General features: G+C 72.2%; 27 protein-coding genes and 1 pseudogene. 7 read left to right on the top strand and 21 right to left on the bottom strand.

Annotated elements, in window-relative coordinates; genetic code table 11:
- The first annotated feature begins 325 nt into the window (after positions 1–325).
- Positions 326–802: a DUF5709 domain-containing protein gene (locus tag ABD973_RS33870; protein ID WP_125819635.1), complete on the top strand. Its 477-nt coding sequence runs from the start codon at positions 326–328 to the stop codon at positions 800–802.
- Between the two features lie 186 nt (positions 803–988).
- Here ABD973_RS33870 and ABD973_RS33865 read toward each other — a convergent pair whose 3' ends face one another.
- The 5 genes and pseudogenes from ABD973_RS33865 to ABD973_RS33845 all read right to left on the bottom strand — a co-directional run bounded on the left by ABD973_RS33865 (position 989) and on the right by ABD973_RS33845 (position 3,946).
- Entirely contained in the window at positions 989–1,348 is a 360-nt protein-coding gene (locus ABD973_RS33865; RefSeq protein ID WP_345504136.1) for a hypothetical protein, read from the bottom strand.
- Between the two features lie 484 nt (positions 1,349–1,832).
- Complete coding sequence (locus ABD973_RS33860) at positions 1,833–2,144, bottom strand: hypothetical protein (protein WP_125819638.1); 312 nt, start codon at positions 2,142–2,144, stop codon at positions 1,833–1,835.
- A gap of 179 nt (positions 2,145–2,323) precedes the next feature.
- A complete protein-coding gene (locus ABD973_RS33855) occupies positions 2,324–2,752 on the bottom strand; it encodes an SsgA family sporulation/cell division regulator (RefSeq protein WP_345504134.1) in 429 nt (142 codons plus the stop codon).
- A 604-nt stretch (positions 2,753–3,356) separates the two neighbouring features.
- Positions 3,357–3,698: pseudogene (locus ABD973_RS33850) on the bottom strand (IS5 family transposase); the annotation flags it as partial.
- 53 nt (positions 3,699–3,751) lie between these two features.
- Positions 3,752–3,946, bottom strand: a complete 195-nt coding sequence (locus tag ABD973_RS33845) for a hypothetical protein (protein WP_125819641.1) — start codon at positions 3,944–3,946, stop codon at positions 3,752–3,754.
- Positions 3,947–4,266: 320 nt separating this feature from the next.
- Here ABD973_RS33845 and ABD973_RS33840 point away from each other — a divergent pair, with 320 nt between their 5' ends.
- Both ABD973_RS33840 and ABD973_RS33835 read left to right on the top strand, forming a co-directional pair.
- On the top strand, positions 4,267–5,586 hold the full coding sequence (locus tag ABD973_RS33840) for a hypothetical protein (RefSeq protein WP_345504132.1): 1,320 nt from the start codon (positions 4,267–4,269) through the stop codon (positions 5,584–5,586).
- 674 nt (positions 5,587–6,260) lie between these two features.
- Positions 6,261–6,611, top strand: a complete 351-nt coding sequence (locus ABD973_RS33835; RefSeq protein ID WP_345504130.1) for a PRC-barrel domain-containing protein — start codon at positions 6,261–6,263, stop codon at positions 6,609–6,611.
- A 148-nt stretch (positions 6,612–6,759) separates the two neighbouring features.
- Here the strand turns inward: ABD973_RS33835 and ABD973_RS33830 are convergent, their stop codons facing one another.
- Complete coding sequence (locus ABD973_RS33830) at positions 6,760–7,038, bottom strand: hypothetical protein (RefSeq protein ID WP_345504128.1); 279 nt, start codon at positions 7,036–7,038, stop codon at positions 6,760–6,762.
- A gap of 346 nt (positions 7,039–7,384) precedes the next feature.
- Here ABD973_RS33830 and ABD973_RS33825 point away from each other — a divergent pair, with 346 nt between their 5' ends.
- Positions 7,385–8,662, top strand: coding sequence for a serine/threonine-protein kinase (locus ABD973_RS33825; protein WP_345504126.1), 1,278 nt, complete (start codon positions 7,385–7,387; stop codon positions 8,660–8,662).
- A 4-nt stretch (positions 8,663–8,666) separates the two neighbouring features.
- On the opposite strand, the gene ABD973_RS33820 is transcribed toward ABD973_RS33825, so the two are convergent.
- The 3 genes from ABD973_RS33820 to ABD973_RS33810 all read right to left on the bottom strand — a co-directional run bounded on the left by ABD973_RS33820 (position 8,667) and on the right by ABD973_RS33810 (position 11,452).
- Positions 8,667–8,972, bottom strand: a complete 306-nt coding sequence (locus ABD973_RS33820) for a hypothetical protein (RefSeq protein WP_125819648.1) — start codon at positions 8,970–8,972, stop codon at positions 8,667–8,669.
- Positions 8,973–9,140: 168 nt separating this feature from the next.
- Positions 9,141–10,358 carry a protein kinase domain-containing protein gene (locus ABD973_RS33815; protein ID WP_125819649.1) on the bottom strand — a complete coding sequence of 406 codons (1,218 nt, stop codon included), beginning with the start codon at positions 10,356–10,358 and terminating at the stop codon, positions 9,141–9,143.
- Between the two features lie 122 nt (positions 10,359–10,480).
- A complete protein-coding gene (locus tag ABD973_RS33810) occupies positions 10,481–11,452 on the bottom strand; it encodes an STAS domain-containing protein (protein WP_125819650.1) in 972 nt (323 codons plus the stop codon).
- Between the two features lie 225 nt (positions 11,453–11,677).
- On the opposite strand from ABD973_RS33810, the gene ABD973_RS33805 reads away from it, so the two are divergent.
- Together ABD973_RS33805 and ABD973_RS33800 are read left to right on the top strand one after the other, a co-directional pair.
- A complete protein-coding gene (locus ABD973_RS33805; protein ID WP_125819651.1) occupies positions 11,678–12,109 on the top strand; it encodes a hypothetical protein in 432 nt (143 codons plus the stop codon).
- A gap of 99 nt (positions 12,110–12,208) precedes the next feature.
- Positions 12,209–12,988: a TIGR04222 domain-containing membrane protein gene (locus tag ABD973_RS33800; RefSeq protein WP_345504122.1), complete on the top strand. Its 780-nt coding sequence runs from the start codon at positions 12,209–12,211 to the stop codon at positions 12,986–12,988.
- Here the strand turns inward: ABD973_RS33800 and ABD973_RS33795 are convergent.
- From ABD973_RS33795 to ABD973_RS33775, 5 genes are all read right to left on the bottom strand, one after another.
- Positions 12,985–13,506, bottom strand: a complete 522-nt coding sequence (locus ABD973_RS33795) for a GNAT family N-acetyltransferase (protein ID WP_345504120.1) — start codon at positions 13,504–13,506, stop codon at positions 12,985–12,987. The genes ABD973_RS33800 and ABD973_RS33795 overlap by 4 nt on opposite strands.
- Before the next feature lie 118 nt (positions 13,507–13,624).
- Positions 13,625–14,098 carry a MerR family transcriptional regulator gene (locus ABD973_RS33790; RefSeq protein WP_125819654.1) on the bottom strand — a complete coding sequence of 158 codons (474 nt, stop codon included), beginning with the start codon at positions 14,096–14,098 and terminating at the stop codon, positions 13,625–13,627.
- 19 nt (positions 14,099–14,117) lie between these two features.
- Complete coding sequence (locus ABD973_RS33785) at positions 14,118–14,990, bottom strand: SDR family NAD(P)-dependent oxidoreductase (protein WP_345504118.1); 873 nt, start codon at positions 14,988–14,990, stop codon at positions 14,118–14,120.
- A gap of 201 nt (positions 14,991–15,191) precedes the next feature.
- The gene (locus tag ABD973_RS33780) at positions 15,192–15,599 is read right to left on the bottom strand and encodes a hypothetical protein (RefSeq protein ID WP_345504117.1); all 408 of its coding nucleotides are present in this window, start codon (positions 15,597–15,599) and stop codon (positions 15,192–15,194) included.
- 81 nt (positions 15,600–15,680) lie between these two features.
- Complete coding sequence (locus ABD973_RS33775; protein WP_345504115.1) at positions 15,681–17,798, bottom strand: MMPL family transporter; 2,118 nt, start codon at positions 17,796–17,798, stop codon at positions 15,681–15,683.
- A gap of 61 nt (positions 17,799–17,859) precedes the next feature.
- On the opposite strand from ABD973_RS33775, the gene ABD973_RS33770 reads away from it, so the two are divergent.
- On the top strand, positions 17,860–18,357 hold the full coding sequence (locus ABD973_RS33770) for a MarR family winged helix-turn-helix transcriptional regulator (protein WP_164720797.1): 498 nt from the start codon (positions 17,860–17,862) through the stop codon (positions 18,355–18,357).
- Here ABD973_RS33770 and ABD973_RS33765 read toward each other — a convergent pair.
- From ABD973_RS33765 to ABD973_RS33735, 7 genes are all read right to left on the bottom strand, one after another.
- On the bottom strand, positions 18,338–19,234 hold the full coding sequence (locus ABD973_RS33765) for an oxygenase MpaB family protein (RefSeq protein WP_345504113.1): 897 nt from the start codon (positions 19,232–19,234) through the stop codon (positions 18,338–18,340). The two genes, ABD973_RS33770 and ABD973_RS33765, sit on opposite strands and share 20 nt — an antisense overlap.
- A gap of 91 nt (positions 19,235–19,325) precedes the next feature.
- The gene (locus ABD973_RS33760; RefSeq protein WP_125598381.1) at positions 19,326–19,505 is read right to left on the bottom strand and encodes a DUF6480 family protein; all 180 of its coding nucleotides are present in this window, start codon (positions 19,503–19,505) and stop codon (positions 19,326–19,328) included.
- A gap of 45 nt (positions 19,506–19,550) precedes the next feature.
- On the bottom strand, positions 19,551–20,090 hold the full coding sequence (locus ABD973_RS33755; protein WP_125819659.1) for a DUF4383 domain-containing protein: 540 nt from the start codon (positions 20,088–20,090) through the stop codon (positions 19,551–19,553).
- A gap of 113 nt (positions 20,091–20,203) precedes the next feature.
- Positions 20,204–20,530 carry a UBP-type zinc finger domain-containing protein gene (locus ABD973_RS33750; RefSeq protein WP_345504110.1) on the bottom strand — a complete coding sequence of 109 codons (327 nt, stop codon included), beginning with the start codon at positions 20,528–20,530 and terminating at the stop codon, positions 20,204–20,206.
- A complete protein-coding gene (locus ABD973_RS33745) occupies positions 20,527–22,128 on the bottom strand; it encodes an SDR family oxidoreductase (RefSeq protein WP_386382264.1) in 1,602 nt (533 codons plus the stop codon). The genes ABD973_RS33750 and ABD973_RS33745 overlap by 4 nt, the downstream gene beginning before the upstream one ends.
- Before the next feature lie 108 nt (positions 22,129–22,236).
- Positions 22,237–23,736, bottom strand: a complete 1,500-nt coding sequence (locus ABD973_RS33740; RefSeq protein ID WP_345504106.1) for a cryptochrome/photolyase family protein — start codon at positions 23,734–23,736, stop codon at positions 22,237–22,239.
- 19 nt (positions 23,737–23,755) lie between these two features.
- The gene (locus ABD973_RS33735; RefSeq protein ID WP_345504104.1) at positions 23,756–24,187 is read right to left on the bottom strand and encodes an SRPBCC family protein; all 432 of its coding nucleotides are present in this window, start codon (positions 24,185–24,187) and stop codon (positions 23,756–23,758) included.
- Positions 24,188–24,286 lie beyond the last annotated feature (99 nt).

Below are 24,286 nucleotides of genomic sequence, written 5' to 3'. Positions count from 1 at the left end.
GAGCTTCCGCGCAGGTCACTGCGGTGCTGACGGCCGCCACGGTCATCGCTGTGACCGGTCCGGTGCGGCGGGGGTCACCGGACGAACTCGCAGCGTTACCGCTCAGGCTCCTGATCGTGCGCCGGGCCCAGGAGCGCCGAACCGCGACGGTTTCGGCAGCCGTGCTGCGGGCAGCCGCCTCAGGGGGTGAGATCGTCTCCGGCCGTGAGCCGGCCGCGACATGGTCGTCCGGCACGCCGACGGAGCAGGACATCGACGCCGTGGTGTCACGGCTGGATCGCCGTACCCACCGGCCGCGTCCTGGCAACAAGGGAAAGGAGCGCTGATGAGTGAGAAGCAGATGGCGGACGACGCCTACCAGCCCACGGGCACCAACGAGGAACAAGAGGACGCGGCGCCCCTGGACCTCCAGAACGCGGTGGACGAGCGCACCTACGACGACATGCTGGACGAGGGTTACTCCCCTCCGGAGAAGCCGTTGGGCGTCGACAAGTACGGCACGACAGCCGAGGAGCAGCAGGCCGGAGAATCCCTGGACCAAAGGCTGTCCCAGGAGGTACCGGACGTGGCCGAGCTCGGTGGCGACGGCCTGGGGGACCTGCCGGGTGGAGAGGGGGAGCTGATCGATGACGAGGTGGGTGGCGAACGCGCCGGGCGTCTCAGCGCGCCGGACGAGGGCGTCCGTAGCGACACCACCAAGGAGCTGATCGCCCGGGACGAGGGCATCGACGGAGGCGCGGCGAGCGCCGAGGAAGCGGCCATGCACGTCATCGAGGGCGAGGGCCCGGCTGCGGCCACCTGACTCCTTACGCCGGATGGTTCCTGCCCGCCGCTGGTCTGGGGGCGGGCAGGAACCGTGGGGCAGGCGTGTCAGGAAGAGACGGCGGTGATCTGCCAGGCGACCATTCCCGTGGCTCCGGCTGCCGCCGTGATGTCGACCGGCAGGACGTCCGGGGGATCCTGGACGGGCAGGCTCGCCCTCACTCCGTCACACGGGACGGAGTGAGGTGGGGCTTTGTCCCCGAGCGTCAGCTCGCGAGCTGTGGGTGGCCTCGCCCACGCCCACCACCTGGGCGTCGCCGACCATCCGGCCGAACGGGCGGAGGTCGGACAGGCCGCTTCGGGGATCGGTGCCGTGCAGTGGGTGGGCCACCCGGCCGAGGGCTGCCTCGGGTGAGCGGAAGGCGGGGGCGGTGGCCTGCTGCGGGCCGGCAGACGAGGCCGTGCCGACGGGAGCCGAAGCGGTGGCCGGGGTGGGCAGGGGCGCGGCGGAGGCAGCCGGGGCGGCGGCCAGGGTGGCAACGAGCGGGACGAGCAGAATGGCGAGCGATGCCTTGTGCGTGTTCATGGGGCCCACTCTCGCCGCGCGGGTCTGCCGCAGACCATCCGTCCCGCCCCCCATCGGCCCGGGGCTGGCCTCACCGCCGCTCGGAGGAGGTATGGGACTCCAGTCCCGGTCCTGAACGGGACCCGGGTACGGTGATCGCCGAGCAGTCGGCGCGCCCGCGCTTGCGGAGAGTGGATTCGCGGCTCGGACCGGATCGCTTCGGGCTCCCTCAGCCGCGTCCAGCGCGGCGGGCAAGGCCGACGCCGTCAACGTCCCGCTCTTCGCGGCCGGCGACGGACCGCCGGGGGCAGCGGGCGCAGCAGAGCGGACGCCGACCCGCGGTGGGCCCGGGAAGTCGGGGGACTGCTTCCCGGGCCGGCGTCGCCGTACCACGGGGGGGGAGCGGTAAGCCGACCGTCCCGTCCCGCCATGCTCCGGAGCTGACGGCGTCTTCCTCCGGCAGTTCGGGCGCGGATCGTGGCAGCGACGGTTGCGCCCAACGGGGTCAGCGGTCGCGGCGCGCTCCCGTGGCCAGCCGCTCGGGAGCCTGGCTGTCGGCCTCCTGGGTGTGGGCGGGGGCGCCGGTGACGGTGAACGCGATGTCCAGACTGCGGCACATCCGCTGCGTACGAGCCATGGCGCTGAGCGTGGCCGGCCCCGGTTCACCGGCGGGCAGTTCGAGGACGACCTGCTCCGGGTGGTGGGTGGTGACGAGCGCTTCGATCTGGAAGGCCACCGCTGCCCGGTTGGTGATGTCCAGGCCGTGGAGGACCTTCACCGTGAGGGTGCCGCGGTCGAGCGCATGGGTGATCAACATCCACAAGCCTCCAAAGAGCCCGGGCAGGACACGTAAGCCCACCACACCTGCCTCCAGCATGCAGGCGCGCGGCCCGCGCCGCACGTACCACGCAGGCGGCACGCCCAAGGCGGTCCGGGGATCGAGCCGGGCCGCCTCGATGTCGGGCCGAACGGCTGCGTCGCTGATCACGGCCGTGCTCAGCAGGTCAGGAGCCGATGGATGGGGGTCCAGTCCATGTGCTCCTCCTCCGTACCCGGGGGGACGAGGGTGTAGGTGACCTGCAGCCACGCGATCAGCTGTGCGCGGTCGAGACCGAGCAGGGCGTGATCAGGGTGGGGTCCCAGGCGCAACCACAGCCGGCGGTCGTCGACCGGGTCGGGCCAGCCGATGACGTCGCTGCTGCCGATGAGTGAACGGGTGGCGGCCGCGAGCATGTCGCGTCCCAGGATCCAGGTGATGTCCTGCCGGCAGTGGAAGACGGCTTTCACGCACAACGGGTCGTTCGACCGGTAGGTGAAGGTCACCGGCACCGTGAGCGGCTGGGACAGATGGGGGAGGTACTGGCGGACGAACGTGGACCAGCGGGCGTCGCGGCGGGCCGCGCCGGGGCAAGGGGTGATCTCCACGGGATCCAATCCTGGGGAGGAGCATGGTGGGCGATGCTTCCCGCCTGCCCCGTGCACGCGCTCTGACGCGTGGCTGCCGTGAGCCGATCGGGTGGAACCCCGCCGTTGGCAGCCGCCTGCGGAATGATCAGAGTACGAGATCCGCACCTGCTCGCGGATGTGCCGGTCCACCGGGATCGCCCGCAGGGTCCGCCCCCGAGGGCCGTGGGACGCGAGGCGCCCGGCCACCGCGGGAAGGCGCGGCGCGGCCGGGCCGGGTCGGGTCGCGACGATCGAGATGCGCGCGGTCGGCCGGCGCCCGAAGGGTGGCACGTCGTCCGCCTTCACGTCCGGGAGCGGATGCGGGCTCCCGGCCTAGGCACTGTCCGGCGGATCAAGCTTCGGGGTCGAGGGTCCGGAGGTCGTAGAGGTAGGAGCGGTCGTCTTTGAAGCTGCGCCAGACGGTGGCCGGGGGTTCGGGTTCGTCAGCGTGGCTATTGAGGGGATGGGCGGTGACGAGGCCGTCAGCGATCTCGCAGTGCCAGCCGTCGGTCGGCGACCAGACACACCACACGTTCCCGTCCGTTCGGCGGTAGGCAGGGCGGGTTGGGACACATGGCTTCTACTTCCGGGCGCCGGCCGCGTGCTGATGCGCCCGGCAGGACGTCGAGTCGACGCTGACCATGCTCCAGTCGAGCCGACCAGCGAGGTCGGCGTCCGCCTGGACGGCACACAGGATCCGGTCCCACGTGCCATCCGCCGACCAGCGCCGGTGCCGTTCATAGACGGTCTTCCAGCTGCCGAAACGCTCGGGAAGGTCCCGCCACGGTATGCCCGTCCGGACCCTGAACAAGATCCCGTTGATCACCCTGCGGTGATCGTTCCACCGACCGCCACGCCGTCCCGGCACCGGCAGGTGCGGCTCCAGCCGGACCCACTCCGCATTCGTCAGATCACCCCGCCCCATGCCAACAACAACGAGCCGGCAATCCGACAGTCACATGATCCGCCGGACAGTGCCTAATCGTCTCCGGTGGTGCCCCGGTTCAGGTTCCGGCGCCGGTTCTTCTCGGAGCGACGCACCAGGTCGCCCGCAGCAAGCGTCACCCGTGCCACGACGCGGGCCCACCGGGGCCCGCCGCGCTCCGCCCACACCACACACGCGCACCCGCCGACGGCGAGCGCCACGATACCGAGCAGCACCAGACCGACCATATTCCCCACCTCATGTTTCTTCGTTCGATCACGTTGATCGTCTCAGAGGGCGGCTTGTGCGGTGATGGGGTCTGCGGCATTCGCCCGGGATACTCCCGCCCGTCCGGAAGCCGGGCGCGTCCTGGCGACGGGGCACCCTCGGTACCGGTCTGTTCGCGGGTCCGCGGATGCCTTGGACGGTTTGATCGTCTTCTCGATCACCGGCTGACCCATCGAGCGAGCGGCCGGGCGAACGGCTGCCCCTTCTTGAGCGGATGGGCGGCCCGGCGGAAGGCCGGAGCATGAGGCCCCGTGTCAGTACCGTGGCGCAGGATGGGGGCATGATCCAGACGCTCCCCCTGGCCCTGCCGACCACACTGGTCGACCACCACGCCATCGACCTGACCGCGCTGTACTCGAAGGGCTGGGGTCTGAGCTTCGTCGATGCCGCCGGCTCGTCGAACGGTGAGGTGTACACCCTGGCCACCCTCTACCGCCACATGTACCGGGCCGCCGACGACGAACCGGGCCCGAAGAGCGCGGACTTCGGCTACCGGATCATCACGCGGTATTCCGCGGAGGGCGAAGTCCTTGCCAGTGCCCTCTTCCGTACGGGCGGAGCAGAGAAGGGAGACTCGGCCGTGGCGGACGGCGGGGACCTGGGCCTGTGCGTCCTGCCGGACGGGGTTCTGGCCATCACCGCGACCCCGGACAGGACCACCCTCGTCGCACCGGATCTGAGCCTGGTCCTGGCTGTCTACGACTCGAAAGACGGGCGGCCCTACCGGGAGTTCGCGCCCGGGGAGGGTGACCCCTTCGCCGGATCGATCAGCGTCACGCCCTCGGGCCGGCTGTTGTGCACGCTCGCCGAGTACGGCGTGTGGAGGTACGGCAACCTCCTCACCAACCTCGTCGGCATCGCCGACGGCCCCCTGACCGCCGACTCCAAGCCGCCGATCCGCGCCCTCGCGTCCCTCGACCCCGAACCGGCCCACCAGAGCCCCGTCGATCTCCGCCCGCATGCCACGTACCAAGGCTCACCGATCGGGATGACCAATCGGCCCCGGCCCGCACTGACCGAGCTCGCAGCCGGTGAGGACCGCCTGTCCAGGTGGGAGCGCTCGTCTCTCGGCCGCCCGGCGGCTCTCTCCGACAGCCTCTTCGTCGTCCCCTTCTTCGCGGAGACGTTCCGGGGCGGCAGCCGTGGCCAGCCCTTCGTCTTCGCCCTCGTCAACGACCAGGGCGAGATGACCGGGCGCCTCCACGGCCTCCACGAGTGGCGCGACTCGCCTTTCACCGGCTTCAACTTCAGCCTCGTCGCAGACCCGCACCGCGGCCGCGCCTTCCACCTCAATCGCTATGGCCTCTACGCCTGGAACAAGGCCGGAGTCCTCCGCGCCAAGCTGGACACCGAGACCAAGCCGTTCAAGCCGCTGACCCACTTCACCCTCGGCGCCTGCGCCCCCAACGGTGACCTGCTGCTCGTCCACACCAAACAGCACCTCGTCCTGCGCGTCCCCGCGCCCGACGACCTCAGCGCCCTTGGCGACACCGTCGAGGAAGCCCTGCGCACCTACGCCCGGCAGCGAACTGCCCTGAAGAAGCAGTGGGGCCCGGTGAACTGGCACTGGACGCACTCCACACCACTCCACCGGATCTGACCGTCCTCGCAGGGCGTACCCACGCCGTCATCTCACAGGGCCGGCGCGGCCGCCCTCCACGAGTGGATGCAGCACGCCTGTGACGCGGATGCTCCGCCGTGACCGTGAGCGAGTACACCAAGCCGCTGGTGGCGTGCGCCAGTGGCATTGCTGCAACAGTCGGGGCCCCGGCTGCCTGCCGCGGGCAGCCAGCGCCAGCTTCCGGCCCCTTTGTTGCTGTCCTGCAGGGCTCCGCAGTCATGATGACCGCCTTGTTGAACAGCTCGCTTCCCGCGCCCTCACGAGCGGGAAACACCGGCTGCACGTCCGGCGCGACGAGGAGGGGCGGATAGCCGCTCAGCACTCCCACCGCCAGTGAACACCCCTGTCGCCAGGCAGCACACGCGCCTTCCGCAATTCCGCGCGTTCCATCATTTCTATTTCCCCAGATGCGCATTCTTCATCAAAGGAGTCACCAGCCCTGGGCACCGGCCCTCGCCCCGCGACTCCCCCAATACCGCCACGGTCGGCGCCGGCTCGGCACCGGCCCGATCCTGCTCGACGGCACACATGCCTTTTTTGTTTATTGTTTGGCGGCGCTCCGACAGGGCAGCGGAGGTGCAGGAGCCGTTGATCATGACGGCTCGCGCGGGCATTTGGATTGCGCACTCTAGGTATCGACTAAGGAGTACTGAATGAACAACGAAATGTGGAGCTACGTTCCGACTGCCGGTCACGGCCCGGACGATGATCTCACGGGGTACAGGGTCGAAGCCGCCGACGGGCACATCGGCAAGGTCGGCAAGCATTCCGACGAGGTCGCCGACCAGTACGTCGTTGTCGACACCGGCGTATGGATCTTCGGCAAGGACGTCCTGCTGCCCGCCAGCACCGTGACGGCCATCGACAACGAGGAGCGCCGGATCCTGGTCTCGCTCACCAAGGAGCAGATCAAGAACGCGCCGGAGTTCGACAAGGAAAAGCACCTGGGCGACCCCGCCTACCGCGACCAGCTCGGCGGGTACTACGGCGGTTCGGGCCACTGAGCCCGCTCAGAGCCGCACCACCTCGGCAGGATGTGGCCAAGGACGGTGTCCAGTCGCACCCGTTGCGTCGCTGACTCGGTGGTGCCACCGCTGCGGGCGATGTCGATGAAGTGCGGGACCTGGGTGCCTGGCCCGGGAGCGGTGACGGTCAGCGCCGCCGGAACCGGGTGCGCAGCCGCCGCCACAGGCCGCGCGGGCCGCGGTGGCGGGCGGCTTCGCGGAGGGCGACCTCGGCTGACTCCAGGGCGAGCGCCGCCCAGTCCTCTTTCCCGGCCTGCCGGAACAGTCCGGCGGCCTCGAAGTGGGCTGCCGCAGAGCGGGCGAAGTCAGCCGTCCCGGTGTACGCCGTGCCGAGCGCGAACAGCGCGTCGGACGACCACGCGGGGTCGCCGGCGTACCGGCCTTGCCGGAGTGCCTCGTTGAGCACGCTCTCGGCACCGGCCGCGTCCGAAAGCGCGAGCCCCGGCGAGCCCGGCCTCCACCACGGCCCGCGCCCCGCTGCCGGGCGCCAGCACGGCCAGCAGCTCCCCGAGCTCCCGCTCCCTGCCGACCAGCGCCTCTGGGGCGTTGTCCTGCGCCCGGCCCCGCTGCCCCCACGTCATGTCTCCCACGATGGCACCGGCGGGCCGCCGCGACCATGGAATGCACGCCGCATCCGCCCGCCTGTCCGCCCCGGTCAGTACCTCAACCCGGTGCACCGGGCGCAGAACCGCTTCGGCCGCCTACGGCGCCTCAGAGCGGCCGCGGTCCGAGTGCTGTCGTAGTCTGCGGCGGTGGATGCCGAAGATCTTGACCGTCAGGCGGGCACGTGGGGTGGTATTTCGCCGCGGCTGGTCGACATGCTCCTGGAGCGGGGCCACCTGGATGTCGTGGTCCAGGCCGCGCTGGAGCGCGGGAAGTGGTTCTGTGCTCGTGCCGCGGTGCGTGAGTTGTGCCGACTGGCGGAGTACGAGCGGGCGCGTGCCGTGATCGAGCCCTTCGCCCGGACGGGTTGGGGGCCGGCGCGGGCGGAGGCCGCCGATGTGTTCCTGGCGACGGGGCAGGTGGAACCGGCCCTGGATCTGGTGCGCCCGGACGAGGCAGAGCCCGTGGAGGCCCGGTGGAGGGAATACGCCCGGATCCTGGCGAGCGCCGGGCGGGTGGACGAGGCCGTTGACGTACTTGCGCCGCGTCTGGACAGCGGGTTGCTGCGGCAGGCCCTGGTCGACGTCACGGCGGGCGCGGGCCGTGACGAGCGCGTGCTGGGGCTGTTGACCCCGCTGGTCGAAGTGGCGAGACGGGCCAGGAAGTCCGGGGCGAGGGCTCATCCCGCCGACCGGGCCGTCGAGAGCCTGGCCCAGGTGCTGGAGAGGAGCGGCCGGGCCGAGGAGGCGATCGCCGTCCTGTCCGCGGATGTCGCAGCGGGGCACTTCTACGTCCTGAACACCGTGGAGTTCCACGCGCGGCTCCTCGCACGTCACGACCGGGTTGAGGCCCTGCGTGAGCTGGCCGTCGGCGGGCACGGGCGGTCCGCGCTGGAGCCGTACGTCATGGCCCTGGAGCGGCTCGGGCGGGCCGAGGAGGCCGGTGCCTTCCTCGAAGCCGGTGGCCACAGGGCAGCGTTGATGTCCCACCTGGGCAGGCAGGGCCGCCTGGACGATGCGGTGGAGGTGGCGCGGCCGGCTTTCGAGTACCTCGGCGACGGCAACCTTCTGGAGTCGGCCGTTCACCTGCTCGTCGACGCGGGTCGGCCGGATGAGGCGCTAAGGCTGATGGACGAGCGCAGCCCCGCCTTCGCCGAGGAGTACGACTGGTGGTTGCTCACGAACCGGGTGTGGGTGCTGGCGGAAGCAGGCCTGTACGACGAGGCCCTCGCGCACGCCGCCGCCCTGCCGCCGGAGGTCGAGAGCGAGCCGCAGACGACGATCGGCTGGGTGCTGGGCGAGGCCGGCCGCGTACAGGAGGCGGTCGACCTGCTCGGTGCTTCCACGGAGCCGGGGGCGGCGCGCGTGCTCGCGGAGATCCTGATCAGGCACGGTCGTCCCGTCGAAGCCGTCGCCGCGCTCGCTTAGGGCGTCAGGGCGCCGGTGTCGGACCGGTGTCCGGGGACGGGCCCACCGCGGACCACCACGCGAGCAGCCGGTCGGCCATCGCGTCGGTCCGGCGGGCGACGGGGTCCAGCCCGAAGTGGTCCTCCAGCTCGTACCAGAGGAACTCACCGATCTCCGCCCGTGTGGTGCCGCGGTGGAGGCGCTGGAACAACGGGACGAGCATGCAGTCGTACTCGTCCGGCGAGAGGTCGGCGACCCCGATCGGATCCCACTCGTTGAGCAGGTACCGCAGGTTGTCGAACAGTACGGCCGACGGAGTCCAGGGAGGCATCGGTCCAGCCTGCCATCCGGGGGCGGCCACCGCCGCCGAATATCGACGGTCGGGGCCGGTCCCGCGGCATCGCAGCACCGTCCGTAGCCGGCGCGCCGGCCACTGTCCGGCGTGCCGTCCATGATCACGGCAGCCCGCGCGTCTGGGGGCGGAAACGGCGGGAGTGCCTCAGGTGAGCCGCGACAGGAGGAAGAGGAGGAGCACCACGCACGCCACTGCGACCGCCACGCCGCCGGCACCCGTCTTCCCGGTGGAGGGATGCTTGACGTCCTGTATGCAGATGAGGCCGTGCTTGCCGCTTCCGGCGACTCCGGCCAGGTCGATGCCCTGCTGGGCGGCGAACTCCCGGGCGGCGGGGGTGGCGTAGGCGCCGTGTCTGGCCTTGACGGCGGCGATGACGTCCTGCACCAGGACACGGCCGCCGGCGCCCGTGCCCTTGACGGAGTTCACGTCCACGTCGTGCTCGGCCGCGAGCCGGCGGACCGAAGCGTCGTGGGCCCCGTGTCGCCGCTCGTCGGTCGTCGGCGGGGCCGTTGGTGCCCCCGACCGCCTGCCCTCCGTGGGGCGCGCGGCGGTCCTTCTGGCGCGGCCGAGCATGGCCAGCGCCTGGGGGACGGTGGGGCGATCGGCCGGGTCCCTCGCCAGCAGGCCGATGAGCAGGGGCGTCAGCGGACCGGCGCGTTGCGGGGCGCGGGGCGTCTGCGTCAGAGCGGCGGTGAGGTTGTCCGAGGGGAACGGGGGCACGCCTTCCACTGCCTCGTACAGCGTCACGCCCAGCGAGAAGAGGTCGGACCTGCCGTCGTTCGGCGCGCCCTGCCAGCGCTCGGGTGCCATGTAGGCGGGCGACCCGATGACCATGGTGGTGCGGGTGAGCCGGGGATCGGTGTGGGCCACGGCGATGCCGAAGTCCGTGAGCAGGACGTCACCGTTCCCGCCGAGCATCACGTTGGCCGGCTTGACGTCCCGGTGCATGATCCCCGCCTCGTGGGCCGCGCCCAGCGCACTCAGGAGTGCCCCGGCGACGTCGAGGGTCCGCCGCAGCGTCAGCGGGCCGTTGGCCCTCAGCTCGTCCGCGAGCGACCCGCCGTCCACCAGCTGCATGACGATCCATGGAGCGTCGTCGACCTCGACGACGTCGTGGACGGTGATGATGTGCGGGTGGTCCCGTAAGCGCGCCGCGTTGCGGGACTCGCGGGCCGCCCGGGCCAGGAGTTCCGCGCGCGCCTCGTCGGGGACCGAGCGGAGGCGCACCATCTTGATCGCCACGTCCACATCCAGCACCGGGTCGTGGGCCTCCCAGACCTCACCGAAACCCCCGGCTCCCAGCGGGCGGATCAGCCGGTAACGCCCGCCGATCACCGTCCCCGGATGTGCCCCCCATGCCATCGCTCCCCCGTTCGGACACGCGTCGCATGCCCCTTGGCGTTCCTGCCCGGAGTTCGGGCAGGAACAGGATAGGAATGCGGACGTCGTAGCGGTAGGTACCCGGCGGTGGCCGCGCCGCACGCCTACAGGTCGCGGCTGCCCGCCCGGGGGCAGGCGGGGGCGGCTTCGGTCGCGGGGCCGTGGGTGGTGGTGCGGGCGAGGACGGTGTCCAGCCGGCGGACGGCGTTCTCCGCGTCGGTGAACTCCTCCAGCGTGGGGACGATGGTGCCCAGCGCGTGCTCCTGGTCGGCCGTCAGGGCGCGCCAGTGCAGGACCGGCGACAGGGCGGCAGCGGCGCGTCCGAGGAACCAGGCGAGCTGTCCGTGGGTGTGGGCGGTGCCGACGGCCAGGACCGCGAGGGCCTCGCGCAGGTACTCGAGGCGTTCGATGCCGGGCAGTGCCTCCTGGACTGCTGCGGCGCCCACGAACGTCCCGAGGCGCGTGGCGGTGGCGCGGGCCAGGGCCGTGTCGTCTTCGGACAGCTCCCACTGGCCGGCGTTGGTCTGCCGCTCGATCTGCGCGGTGAGTGCGGCTACCTGCGCTCCTATGCCCACGTCTGCCGGTACGGCATCGGGCGCGGGAGCTGGTCCGCCCGCCCGCCGCGGGTTCCGTCCTGCGGGCACTGCCCGTCCCGGCGTGCGGGGCTTGGTGGGAGGCATGGGCGGGACCGCGGGCAGAACGTCGAAGACGGCACGGGTACCGGTGAGGTCGAGGAGGCGGGTGGCCTGGGGGCTGAGGGCCGCGAGGGCGAAGGAGACGCCGGCCTCGGCAGCAGCGCGTCGGACCCTCAGAAGCTGGTGGAGGCCGGCGCACCCGCAGAACCACAGGCCGGAGCAGTCGACCGTGAGGGCCTGCGGAACGGGCGGTTCGCGGAGGGCGGCGTTCAAGGCTCGGGCGAGGGCAGGCTCGGTGTCGATGTCGGCCTCGCCCACCACGGCCAGGATCCGTGTCCCCGCAGGACCTGCCAGCCGGTGGGTACTCAGCCCCGGCATCACCGCATCGGGCGCGAGGGTCTCCGCTTCGTGCGCAGGGTTCACGGAAGGGCTGGGTTCCATGGTGCGCGTCCTGTCGGTCGGAGCCCTCCGCCACCCCAGGGGTGGAAGTGCGCAGCCGGGCGGCCGCACGTCGAGGAGGTCCGTACCGGAAGCGCCCTCTCCGAAGAGGACGCGGCAGCGCGGGAGTCGTCAACGGCTCCCTCTCAACCTACCCCCGAAAGGAACACCTGACCCCCAGCGACGGCGTGTGCGATCGTGGGTTGGGGTCTGCTTCATAATCCAGCGGTGGATATATCCGACGAGGGACAGCCGCTCGATCCCGTCTGGCTCGAGATCGACAACAACGTGTGTGGTGGCCTGGCGGGGGCCTCGAGTGCATCGCTGGTCGCCGAGTTGTTCATCGGGGCCGGCTGGCGGTCCACATCAGGCTCCTCGTGGGAGTCGTACGAGCTCGAGACCAGCTGGTGCCGCATCGAGGTCGACCCGGCCGACGGGGACACGCTCCTGAACGGAGTCGTCGACCCTCTGCGGTTCGAGGATCTGGCGGTGCTGCTGAACCGGTTCGGTCTGCGGTTCAGTCTTGAGCTCTATGGCGATGACGGGGAACTGCTGCGCGAGATCGAAGGTGGAACTCCGTCGGCACCTCATGACGCAGCTCCGCGGCCTTTCAGCCGGTTGCTCGGTCCGCTCGCGCTCTGGTCGCGGCGAGGCGGGTGACGCCGTGAAGTCGCGCGTGGGGCGAGGCCCACCGGGGGGGGGACGCTGGCGGAATCCACGCTTCGGGTGCAGGCTGAGTGCCCCGGGGAGGAGGGTGCCGTGCTCGTCGTCAACGCCGTCTCGGCGGCCGGGGCGTGGCTGCTGTTGCTGATCGCCGCCGTGCTGCGCCTTCGCCCGGGCCGCGGGCAGCTGGACCGGCGGCTCTCCCCCGTCGAGGTCGGCCTGCTGCGCGGCGGTGCGCGGGGGGCGGCCCAGTGCGGGCTGGTCGAGCTGTACCTGGCCGGTTCCGTCGAGGCCGGATGGCGGCGGACCGTGGAGCCCGGCAAGGCCCGTCTTCCGCACGGCTGCTCCCAGGTGGCCCGCGCCCAGTTCAGCGTGCTGTACAAACCGCTCCACCCGCGCCGCCTCCAGGACACGGAACGGGTGCGGCGGGCCGTCCGCGGGGTGTCGCAAGAGCTGGAGCGGGCGGGGCTGGTGGTGTCCCGCAGGCGGGCGCGGGCCGTACGGAGCCTCCTGCTGCCGGTCTTCGCGGCCGCGCCGCTGGCCGCCGCGGCGGGCGGGCAGGACGCGGCGGTGTGGGTGGGGCTCGGGCTCCTCGCCGACGTGGGGGCGGTGGCGTTGTGGGTACGGCCCCGCCGCACCCTGGCCGGTGCGGCACTGCTCGCCCGGCTGCGCCTCGACCACGCGGGAGTCCGCACGGCGACCCGGAGCCGGCCGGACGAACTCCTGCTGAGCGTCGCCCTGTTCGGCGCCCCGGCCCTCCGCGCCCAGCTCCCCCGGTTCACCGAGGAGAGCGGCCTGCTGACCCGCCCGCCGGGAACGCCGATGGACCGGGGCGGTGGGGGCTCGGGCGAGGCGTTCGCCAGCTGCGGGGGTTAGGAGCGTCGGTCAGTGTTCGTCGTCCGGTCGGTCCAGGCGGTCTCGAAGTACCTGACGCGTTCGTCTTGCCCGGCGGGCCGCATGCCGGCTGCCGTCATGACGTGCTGGGACGCGAGGTTGTCGTGGTCGGCGTCTCCCTTCACGCAGGTGATGCCGCCTGCCCGCGCGAACAGCAGCAGGCCGCGGAGGGCTTCGGAGGCGTATCCCCTGCCTCGCGCCGACGGGATGAGGCCGTAACCTATCGTGAGGCTGCCGTTCTCGTCCGCAGGCCCGTGGAAGCCCAGGCCGCCGATCGCCAGGCCGTCCTCGCGGCGACGGATCTCATAGTTGCCGAACGGCTGGGGATCACCGGTGTTCGCGCAAGTGCCCAGGAAGCGCCTGGCGGCGAACACGTCGCCGTCGGTGGGGTATCCGGGCGCCCATCGGGCACTGCCGTCCGACTCGCCCGCCACCACCCGCTCTGCCTCGCTGACGGTCATCGGGTGGAGCACGAGCCGCGCTGTCACGAGATCGCCCATGGCGGGAAGGAGTATCACGCGGGGCGACCAGACCACCAGACTCGCCCGACACGGCGCACGAGGGCCGCAGTAGTACGCGCGGCTGTGACGGACACCCCCGCCGGGGCGCGGGCGGGGGTCAGCCTTCCGGGTGTCCGTCGTAGACGCGGATCTTGTACTCGGTGGTCTCCAGCGCCAGGCCGAGCTCACGGATCTGCCGTGTGATCCGCTCCCGCTGCTCGAGCATGATGCGGCGGCGTTCCGGAATGGTGCTCGGGCCCTGCTCGACGAGCTGGATGTAGCGCTTGAGGTCGGACATGGTCATACCGGACAGGCGCATCCGCGTGAGGAAGACGAGGCGGCGCAGGTCGAACGCGGAGTACTCGCGGTACCCGGAGGCGTTGCGCGCGGGCCGCACGAGTCCCTCCTGCTCGTAGTACCGCAGGGTGTGCGTCGACAGGCCGACGAGCCGGGCGGCCTCGGCAACGCTTGTGGGCATCGCCGAGGCCTCGGGCGTGGCGTCGTCGAGCAGCTCGTGCAGCGCGTCGATCGCCGACGAGGAGGACGCGTCGCTGGCAGCGAGAATGCGTTCGATCAGGGCTTCAGTGGCCATGGCCCACAGCGTACGGCGATCAGAACGCGCGTACGGCGGGCGGCATGCCCGGGAAGTCCGCCGACTCGCTCACCGACGCCCACTTCTCGACGTCCTCGAGCGCACCACGGTAGACGCGGGTGAGGTTGCGAACCGCCTCGGCACCGAGCGGGAGCCGGAGCGGCGCGTCAGGGGTGCCCAGCACGTCGCGGATCACCTGGGCGGCGCGTACCGGGTCGCCCTCCTGGATGCCGTGGGCCTCGGCCATGTTCGCGCGCACGGCACCGGTGGCCTCGTCGTAGACTGCGCTCTGCTGGGCCGTGTTGAGGACGTCGGCGGCGTTGAACGCGGTGCGGAAGCGACTGGGCTCGACGATCAGGACGCGGATGCCGAACGGTGCGACCTCGCCCGCGAGCGCCTCCGACCAGCCCTCGAGCGCGAACTTGCCGGCCGAGTAGCTGCCGACGGCGGGGAACGACATCCGCCCGCCCTGGCTGCTCATCTGCACGATCGCACCCGAGCGGCGCTCCCGCAGGTGGGGCAGAACGGCACGCACGTAGGCGGCCGGGCCGAACAGGTGCTGCTCGAGCATGGCGCGCAGCTCGGCGTCCGTGATCTCCTCGGCGGCGCCGACCTGCCCGGTGCCGGCGTTGTTGACGAGCACGTCGACGCGCCCGAACACCTCCAGCCCCCGTTGCACGACCGCGGCCGCTCCCGCCGTGTCGCGCACATCGTGCTCGACGGCGAGGAACCGGGCCCCGTACCGCGCCTTGAGCCCGTCGAACCGGTCGGCCCGTCGTGCGGTCCCGACCACGTGCTCGCCGGCCTCGAGTGCCGCCTCGGCGAGTGCCAGGCCGAGGCCGGAACTCGCGCCCGTGATGATCCATGTCTTGGTGTCGTTCGTCGTGGTCATGCCCCGACGCTAAAGCTTCGAGCGCGCTCGAAGGCAAGCGCATGGCCGTGGCCATCGTGGTCGCGCCGACGCCGCTCCCCGTCGCCGTCGACCATTGCGCACGCAGCGAGGCCGAGCCGGACATTCGGCTGCAGGCGTTCCTTCAGGCCACCGCCGGCCGGGGACCGGATCGGCGGGGCGTCAGCGGCTTGATCGGGCGCTCTAGGGGCGGGCGTCCATGCGGTGGATGAGTCTGCCGTCGGGGCCGAAGACGTCGATGAAGTAGCCCTTCTTGAAGGACAGCCCCTCCTTCGTCGTCAGGTGGGTGGTGACCGAGGTGTTCTGCCGACGGAAGATCGCGTCCGCCTCATCCGCGTTGCGGGTCCGGATGACCAGCCGGGGTATGCCTTCCGGTCCGTCCTCGACCTGGATCCCGTACACGTCCGGGTCTCCGCCGGCCGCCCGGTAGCGATCGGCCAGGGCCGCGGCGTCCTGGGGAGCGGCCACCGCCGTGGACGTCGGTCCGGGCATGACCGGCTTCCGCGGTTCCTCCGTGCAGCCCACCAGCAGCGCGGCTGCCGCCACCGCCGTCAGTGCCGTGCGGGTGCCCCGTCGTAATGTGTGCCCCATTGCCAACTCCCCTGATCGGTAAGGATTCGGCGACCCTACGCGAGTCCCGCCGCGCCGCGGCGGCCGGCCTGTCAGCCCCGGCTACGGGGCGGGGCGGTGATGCGTCCGGACGGCCGGGACGTTGGCGAGGCGGCTGGGCCACCAGCTGCGGGGGCCGATGTCGATCACCAGGGCGGGCACCAGCAGCGACCTCACGACGAGGGTGTCGAGGAGTACGCCGAAGGCGACGATGAAGGCGATCTGCACCAGGAAGGCGAGCGGGATGACCATGAGGGCGGCGAAGGTGGCCGCGAGGACGACGCCGGCCGAGGTGATGACCCCACCGGTGGTGGTCAGGCCGCGCAGGACGCCCTGGCGCACTCCGTGGGTGATCGTCTCCTCCCGGACCCGGGACATGAGGAAGATGTTGTAGTCGACGCCGAGGGCGACGAGGAACACGAACCCGTACAGGGGCACCGAGGCGTCGGTGCCGCTGAACCCCAGCAGGTGCTGGAAGACGAGTGCGGAGACTCCGAGGGTGGCGAGGAAGTTCAGGGCGACGGTGGCCACCAGGAGCACCGGGATGAGCAGGGAGCGCAGGAGCAGGACGAGGATGAGCAAGATGATGGCCAGGACGACGGGGACGATGACGGTGCGGTCGCGGGCCGCGGTCCGTTCGGTGTCGTACTTCTGGGCCGTGTAGCCGCCGACGAGGGCGTCGGCGCCGGGCACGGCGTGCACCCGGGTCCGGAGTTCGCGCACGGCGGTCTTGGCCGCGTCGCTGTCGGCTGCCGCCTCGAGGGTGGCGTCGATGCGGACGCGGCCGTCCACGGCCAGGGGCTCGCCGCCGGGACGGCCCTGAGCGTTCACCGGCTGGGCCGAGGCGATGCCCGGGGTCTGCTCGGCGGCGGCCCGGACCGCGGGTGCGGCGGCGGCGTTCGTGATGATCACGGCGGGCTGGCCGGAGCCGCCGGGGAAGTGGCGGCCGAGCGTCTGCTGGGCGGTTACCGAGGGAGCGTCCTTGACGAAGATCTCGGCGAGCGGTACCCCCTGGGAGGACAGCATCGGGGAGAACGCGGCCAGGACCAGCATCAGCAGGGCCGTTGACACCCACACGCGTCGGGGGCCGCGGTCGATGACGGCTGCGATCCGGCGCCAGACGCGGTGTCCCTCGGCCGTCGCGTCGGCCGGTCCGGGGGTGGCGGGCCAGTAGGCGGCGCGTCCCAGCAGGAGGAGTGCGGCGGGCAGGAAGGTCAGGGTGCTGAGGACGGCGCAGACGATGCCTACGGCGCCTACCGGCCCCAGGGCCCTGTTGTTGGTGAGGTCGCTCGCCAGGAGGGCGAGGAGCCCGAGGGCGACGGTCGCGGCGCTGGCGGTGATCGCTCCGGCCGAGCGGCGTACGGAGGCGGCCGCCGCTACCATCCGGTCCCCGCGGGCCGCGAGTTCCTCCCGGAAGCGGGCGGCGAGGAGCAGTGCGTAGTCGGTGGCGGCGCCGATGACCAGGATGGAGAGGATGCCCTGGACCTGGCCGTCGACGCGCACGATGCCGTGGTCGGCCAGGGCGTAGACCACCGCGCAGGCCAGGCCGAGGGCGAAGACCGCACTGATGATGATCACCAGTGGCAGGAGCAGGCTGCGGTAGACGAGGAGCAGGATGATCAGTACGGCTCCCAGGGCGACGCCGAGCAGGAGCCCGTCGATCCCGCCGAAGGCGTCCGCGAGGTCGGCCTGCGTGGCGGCCGGGCCGGCGATCTCCGCGGTCAGCCCCGGCACCGACCCGGCGGCCGCGCGCACCTCGTCCAGGACGGCCGGGAGTTGGTCACCGAGGTCGGGAGCCAGGGGGACGACGGCCTGCAGTGCCTGCCCGTCGGCCGAGCGCAGCGCGGGGGACGGCGGGCCGGGGATGCCGCGCTGCCCGGCCAGGGCGGCCACGGCCGTGGTGGCCGCCTGCTGCTGCGCGTCGCTGGTCCGACTGCCCTCGGGGGCCTGCCAGATGACGATCGCGGGGACCGCTTCGCTCGTCTCGAAGGCCTTGCGGGCCTCGATGACCCGGGTGGACTCGGCGCTCCGCGGGAGGAACGCCGCCTGGTCGTTGGTGGCCACCTCGCCGAGCTTTCCGGCGTAGGGACCCAGGGCCCCGCCGATGCCGAGCCAGACCACGAGCAGGACGACGGGCAGCAGCCACCGGGCCCAGCGCGGGGTGCTCGTCTTGAAGTTCATCACGCCTCCGGTCACTCAATGATGAAGTATCTCAATGAGTGAGAGATCATATGCTGGGGAGATGCGCAGCGCCGACACCCCTCCCCCCGTACTTCCGTGCGACGACCCGATCGGGTTGCAGTCCTTCGCGGTCCTGCTGAGGAGGATGAACGCGGAGTTCAACCGCATCGTCCAGGAGTTCGCGCACGCCCAGGGCCTGCATCCCACCGACGTGCAGGCCCTGATCGCGGTCCTGGACGCCGAGCACGACGAGGAGGGCGGCGGGCCCATGACGCCCGGACGGCTGGGCTCCCAGATGAACCTGACCTCCGGGGCGGTCACGGCCTGCCTGGACCGGCTGGAGAAGGCGGGCCATGTCCGCCGGGTCAGGGCCGCCGACGACCGGCGCGTGGTCCACGTCCACTACGCCCAGGCCGGTCGCGAGGCGGCTCGGGAGTACTTCCGCCCCCTGGCCGGCGCCACCGAAGCCGCGCGGAAGCAGTTCGGCTCCGACGAGCTGCACACGGTGGTGCGCTTCCTGAGCGAGATGAACCGTCAGCTCATCCAGGTCCGCCGCTGACCCCCACCCCGGAGGGGGGCGGGGGCGGCGTCACCCATCGGATGGCCGCCGTCACGGCGCGGCCGCCCTGCCTCGCCACGGGCATCAGCAGCCGTGTCGTGATCGGCAGGCCGAGTTGGGCCCGGGCCCACCGGGGCAGCAGATCCGACGCCGCGGCCGCCAGGAGCGCGTAGGGGATGCGCAGGGGCCACGGCAGCGGCGGACGCGACAGCAGGTAGCGGGCGGTCGCGCGCGACTCGGCGGTCGGCCTGAGTTCCGTACGGAACGCCTCGAGGCGGGCGGCCAACGCCGCGCGGTCCTCCGGGGGGTCCTCGACCCCCAGGCGCCGGCCGACGCGGGCCATGTCCGCCACGTAGGCGTCCTGGCCCGCGCGGTCCAGGGGCCGGCGGCCGTAGCGCTGGTGGGCGCGCAGGAAGCAAGCCGTCTCGGCGATGTGGACCCAGGCCAGCAGGTGCGGATCACTGGCCCGGTACGCCGTGCCGTCGGTGGTGGTTCCGGCGATCCGCTCGTGCACCCCCCGCACCCGGAACACCGCCCGCGCGGCGTCCTCTTCCGTCCCGAAGGTGGTGACCGCCAGGAAGGTGCTGGTGCGCTGGAGGCGGCCCCAGGGGTCCCCCCTGAACCCGGAGTGGGCCCAGACGGCCGTCATCGCGACGGGGTGCAGCGACTGCAAGAGCAGTGCGGCGAGGCCGCCGACGTACATGGAGGCGTCCGCGTGCACGGTGTGGATCGGGCGGCCGGGGCGGAACCAGCGCGGTCCGGGAGTCGCGTGGATGCGGGTACGGCGCTGGTGCGCTTCCGGGCCGGCGATCCTGAGCAGCAGCTGCTCCCCGGCCCGGGACCGGAGTCTGCGGATGGCGACCGGTGGCCACGGCATGGGACCGGCGACTCTCCCTTCGGGCTCTCCTGCGGGCGGCGGGGCGAACACCCGCCGCCCGTACGGGAGGGGCCGGGCGGCGGGCGGTGGGCTACCAGCCGGCGAGGCGGACGACGAAGAAGGCGGCGACCATCACGGCGCCGAGGACGATGAGGGCGAGGATGGCCCTGGGGTGCTCCCACGGTCCTCCGTCGGGACGCTCCTGATGGGCGGACGCCGTCGATCCCTCTGCTTCCGGGGTCTCTTCCGGGGGCACTTGGGGTACGGACATGGTTCCTCCTGTGGTGCGTGTGCTCGGCTCCCGGCGGCGGCGTTCTCAGCGCTCGGCAAGCTGGTCGGGTGCCGCCTCCAGGGCAACACCCCGGAGCGGGGAGGCCGTTGTCTCGCGTGCCGCCTGCTCGGGGTGGCGCCGGCGCCAGTAGGGGTTGTCGTGGGCCAGCCCGCCGCTGACACGGCCGTACATTCCGAACGTCATGACCAGCAGGCCCATGAGGAAGCTGAAGACGACGTTGGACATCCCGAAGTCGAGGATGTTGGCCTCTTTTCCGATGAGGAAGAGGTGGACGAAGCCGCTGACCACGAAGAGCACGCCGACGGCGATGTTGACCGTCGAGGCCAGATTGCCCCCCACCACCGCGGCGCCGACCAGCAGCAGCCCGAAGAGGACCGAGATCAGGCTGAGCAGCCCGTTCGTGGACAGGCCCGCGATGCGCGTTCCGTCGGTGCCGAACGCGGTCAGGCTCCCGGCGAAGCCGAGGCAGCCGAAGAGCAGGAGCAGCAGGCCGCACAGGGCCGCGCCGACGCCGTAGACGCGGCTCAGGCGGTGGTCCAGGGGCAATTCGTCTCGCAGGCGCATGTCTCCTCCTGGGGGATCGGGGCGGTCGGTCCCGAGGGAACCAGCGTGACCCCCAGGCGCCCCTCCCGAAACTCGCAGTGCTTCTGCGTCGAAAATCGCCGCGGCCGGGTCCCTCACCGGCCGGTGCGGACCAGGAAGACCTCGTCGGCGTAGCACCAGGCCCAGTCCTCGTCGGGGGCCAGCGAGAGGACCACCGGGTGTCCGGTCCGGGCGTGGTGGTCGTGGGCGTGACGCCCCCGGGAGCTGTCGCAGCATCCGACGTTCCCGCACGTGGTGCACCACCTCAGCCGGCTCCAGGTCCAGCCGCGGGCCCGGCACGGGGCGCACACGGGGAGGACGGCTTCCGGGGCCGCGGGCAGGGCCGCCAGGTGCGCGCAGGTACGCCCGTCGGGGCGCCCGCCGTCCGGGGCGACCGTCCAGGGGGCGCCGTCGGGGGTCACCGCAGGCCCGCTCCGCCGCCGTCGGGTGTTGCGGACGTTTCGGCGGGCTCGGGGCCGGCCCCGGGCTCGGGCTCGGGTCGGTCGGCCAGGCGTTCGGCGGCGCGGGTGATGTTCCGGGCCATGCCGCCGAAGACCACGGCGTGGAAGGGGGACACGGTCCACCAGTAGAGGTGCCCCAGGAGCCCGTGCGGGTGGAACAGGGCCCGCTGGCGGTAGCAGGATCCGCCGGAGCGGGGGCGGGGGTCCGCGTACATCTCGAGCCAGGCCAGGCCCGGCAGGCGCATCTCGGCGCGCAGTCGCAGCAGGCGGCCGGGTTCGATCTCCTCGACGCGCCAGAAGTCGAGCGAGTCCCCCACCCGCAGCCGGGCGGCGTCACGGCGGCCGCGACGGATGCCGGCGCCGCCGGCCAGGCGGTCGACCCAGCCCCGTACGGCCCAGGCGAGCGGGGCGGAGTACCAGCCGTTCTCGCCGCCGATGCCCTCGATGATCCGCCACAGCTCGGACGGGGCGGCGGCGGTGTCCCGCGAGCGGTGGTCGGTGTAGAGGCTGCCGCCCGCCCAGGCGGGGTCGGTGGGCAGCGGGTCGCTGGGCGCTCCGGGGAGGGAGGCGTTGGACCAGCGGGTGGCCACGTTGGCTTCGCGGACCCTCTGGAGGGCCAGTTCGAGGGACTCGTCGAAGCCCAGGGGGTGTCCCGGACCGTCGGGCACGTGGCGGGCGATGTCGTGCTCCTGGCAGACCACCTCGTGGCGCAGGGACTCCGCCAGGGGCCGGGCCAGGGCCCGCGGGACGGGTGTGACCAGGCCGATCCACAGGCTGGACAGCCTCGGGGTGAGCATCGGCACCCGCAGGATCAGCCGGGGCGGCAGCTCGGCGATTTCCGCGTAGCGGCGCATCATCTCCTCGTACGTGAGGATGTCCGGGCCGCCGATGTCGAAGGACCGGTTGGTCTCCGCGGGCATGCGGGCGCTGGCGACGAGGTAGCCCAGCACGTCCCGGACGGAGATCGGCTGGACCCGGGTGCCGACCCAGCTCGGGGTGACCATGACCGGGAGCCGTTCGGTGAGGTAGCGCAGCATCTCGAAGGAGGCGGATCCGGAGCCGATGACGACGGCGGCGCGCAGGACGGTGGAGGGGACGGGTGACCGCAGGAAGATCTCGCCGACCTCCGCGCGGGAACGCAGGTGGGGCGAGAGTTCACCGGTGGGCTTGTCGGCCGGTACGAGTCCGCCGAGGTAGACGATGCGGCCCACGCCGGCGGCTTCGGCCGCTCGCGCGAAGGTGCGGGCCGCCCGCCGGTCGCTCTCCTCGAAGTGCCGGCCGCCGCTGAGGGAGTGGACGAGGTAGTAGGCGACGTCGATGCCCCGCAGGGCGGCCGTGGTGGCGGCCTCGTCCGTGACGTCGCCGCGGACGGTCTCGACGCGGTCGGCCCACGGTTGGTCACGGAGCCGTTCGGGTGAGCGGGCCAGACAGCGGACCTGGTGGCCGGCGGCCAGCAGGTCGGGCACCAGGCGGCCGCCGATGTATCCGGTGGCGCCGGTGACCAGGCAGGCCAGGGGCGCTCGCCCTGCTCCCGGGGTCTTGTCCACGGCAGCCTCCATTCGGGGGTGGTTGCGGCGGGAAACGGGGTGGGGCCTCGCCCCTCCCCCAGGATCACGCACATCGGGGCCGGCTTCCGTTCGGAGGCCGGTACGTGTCGTCCGGGGCCGTCACGGCGGCGTCCGGGTCTGACGGCGGTGGGTGCGCAGGACGTCCTGCACGTCGTCGAGCCGCTCCAGCCCTTGTGCGGCGCGGGCGGTGCGCGGATTGGCGGCCAGCCGGGCGCGGTGGCGGTGGACGAAGGACCAGTAGCCGGTCGTATAGGGGCAGGCGCGGTCTCCGGTGCGGTCCGCGGGCCGGTAGGCGCAGCCTCCGCACAGGTCGCTCATGCGGTGGATGTAGGCCCCGGCGCTGGTGTACGGCTTGGTGGTCATGAGGCCGCCGTCGGCGTACTGGGACATGCCGATGACGTTGGGGAGCATGACCCAGTCGTAGCCGTCGACGAAGCTCCGGTGGAACCAGTCCGTGACGGCGCGCGGGTCCCAGCCCTGCTGGAGGGCGTAGCTGCCCAGGAGCATCAGCCGGGGGATGTGGTGCGTCCATCCCGTGTCGCGGACCTGGCGGAGCACGGTGGACAGGCAGCGGGCGGTGACGGCGTCGGCGTCGAGCTCGAGGAACCAGTCGGGCAGCGGGGTGCGGTGGCCGAGGGTGTTGCGGTGGCGGTAGTCCTCGCCGAAGTACCAGTACAGGTGCCACACGAACTCGCGCCAGCCGGCGACCTGCCGTACGAACCCTTCCGCGCTCTGTACGGGTACCCGTCCGTCGCGCCAGGCGGTCTCGGCGGCGCTCACGACTTCCGCGGGGTCGAGCAGGCCCAGGTTCAGGGAGGAGGACAGGAGGCTGTGGCTCATCACCGGGTCATGGGCGAGGACGGAGTCCTCGTGCGGGCCGAAGCCCACCAGGCGGTGCTCGATGAACCGGTGCAGTGCGGTCAGGGCCTCGCGGCGCGAGGCGGGGAACAGGCGCGGCCCGTCCCGCCCGACGAAGACGATGCCGTCCTCTCGCTCCCAGCGGTCCAGGTCGGCGCGTACTTCCTCGTCGATGTCGTTCTCGCGGGGCCGGTAGGGGGCGGGCGCGCCGAGGGTCCTCGCACCCTTGGGCGGTGGTTCCCGGTTGGCCTGGTCGTGGTTCCACCGGCCGCCGGCGGGCTCGCCGCCGTCCATGAGCAGGTCGAGTTCGCGGCGGGCCCACCGGTAGAAGTCCTCGTGCCGCAGCCTTTCCCGTCCGGCTGCCCAGGAGCGGAAGGCCGCGCCCGGCAGCAGGAAGCCGCGGGCCGGGAGGACCCGCACGGTTTCGATGGTGCTGACGAAGTCGTGTGCGGCGCGTGACGTCGGGTGGTGCACGGTCAGGGGGGCGTCGCCGACGGTTTCCCGCAGGGCGGCCGTGTAGGTCTCCGCCCGCACGTAGCGGACGCGGTCACCGAGTTCGGCCGCGCGGTGGCGCATCGCGGAGAGCAGCAGGTGGGCCTTGGCACGGTGGAACCGGCGCCGGCGGAACACCGAGCGGGATTCGATCATGAGAACGGGCGCGTCCGGGGCGGGTCCGTCGGCGCGCGGCGTCAGGAAGTGCGGGCCGAGCTGGTCCCCGAACAGCCAGTGCCGAGCGGACACGGATACCTCCGGCGGGGGTTCAGCGGGCCGTGACACGGGGCACCGCGGCGGCGACGTCGTCGGCGAGCCGGTCGACTTCTCCGCGCAGGAACGGGGCCGCGAGACGGGCGACGCCCTTGAAGGCGAAGGTCGCGTCGTAGGTCAGCCGTGTGGACTCGGGGGACGCGGGCGTGAAACGGAGGTCGTCCGTGACGTGCACCGTTCCGTTGCGGCCGGTGAACACGAGATGGTCGGCCTGTCGGACATCGAGGCGGTACTCCAGTTCGCTGGTGCGTCCGCGGAAGCGGGAGAGGTTGCGCCAGCGCGCGCCCGGCTCGAGGGGTCCCCGGTCCAGGCGGACGCAGGAGACGGTCGCGGGGTCCCACTCCTGTGTGTGGGCGAAGTCCGCGAAGTAGGTCACCGCGTCCTCCGTCGGGCGGGGCACGAGCATCGTGCGCGTCACGTGGATCATGTCGTCTCCCGGGCAGGAGGGCTGTCTGCTTCACAGACTGTTCCGCCGTCGGCGGCCTTTCGGATGCGGCAGCGGTGATCCGACTCGCATCGATCGTGC

It is taken from the genome of Streptomyces racemochromogenes, assembly GCF_039535215.1.
GTDB classification, from domain to species: domain Bacteria; phylum Actinomycetota; class Actinomycetes; order Streptomycetales; family Streptomycetaceae; genus Streptomyces; species Streptomyces racemochromogenes.
The sequence above is the reverse complement of the archived record's forward strand: the minus strand, read 5'-3'. Positions and strand labels throughout refer to the sequence as shown.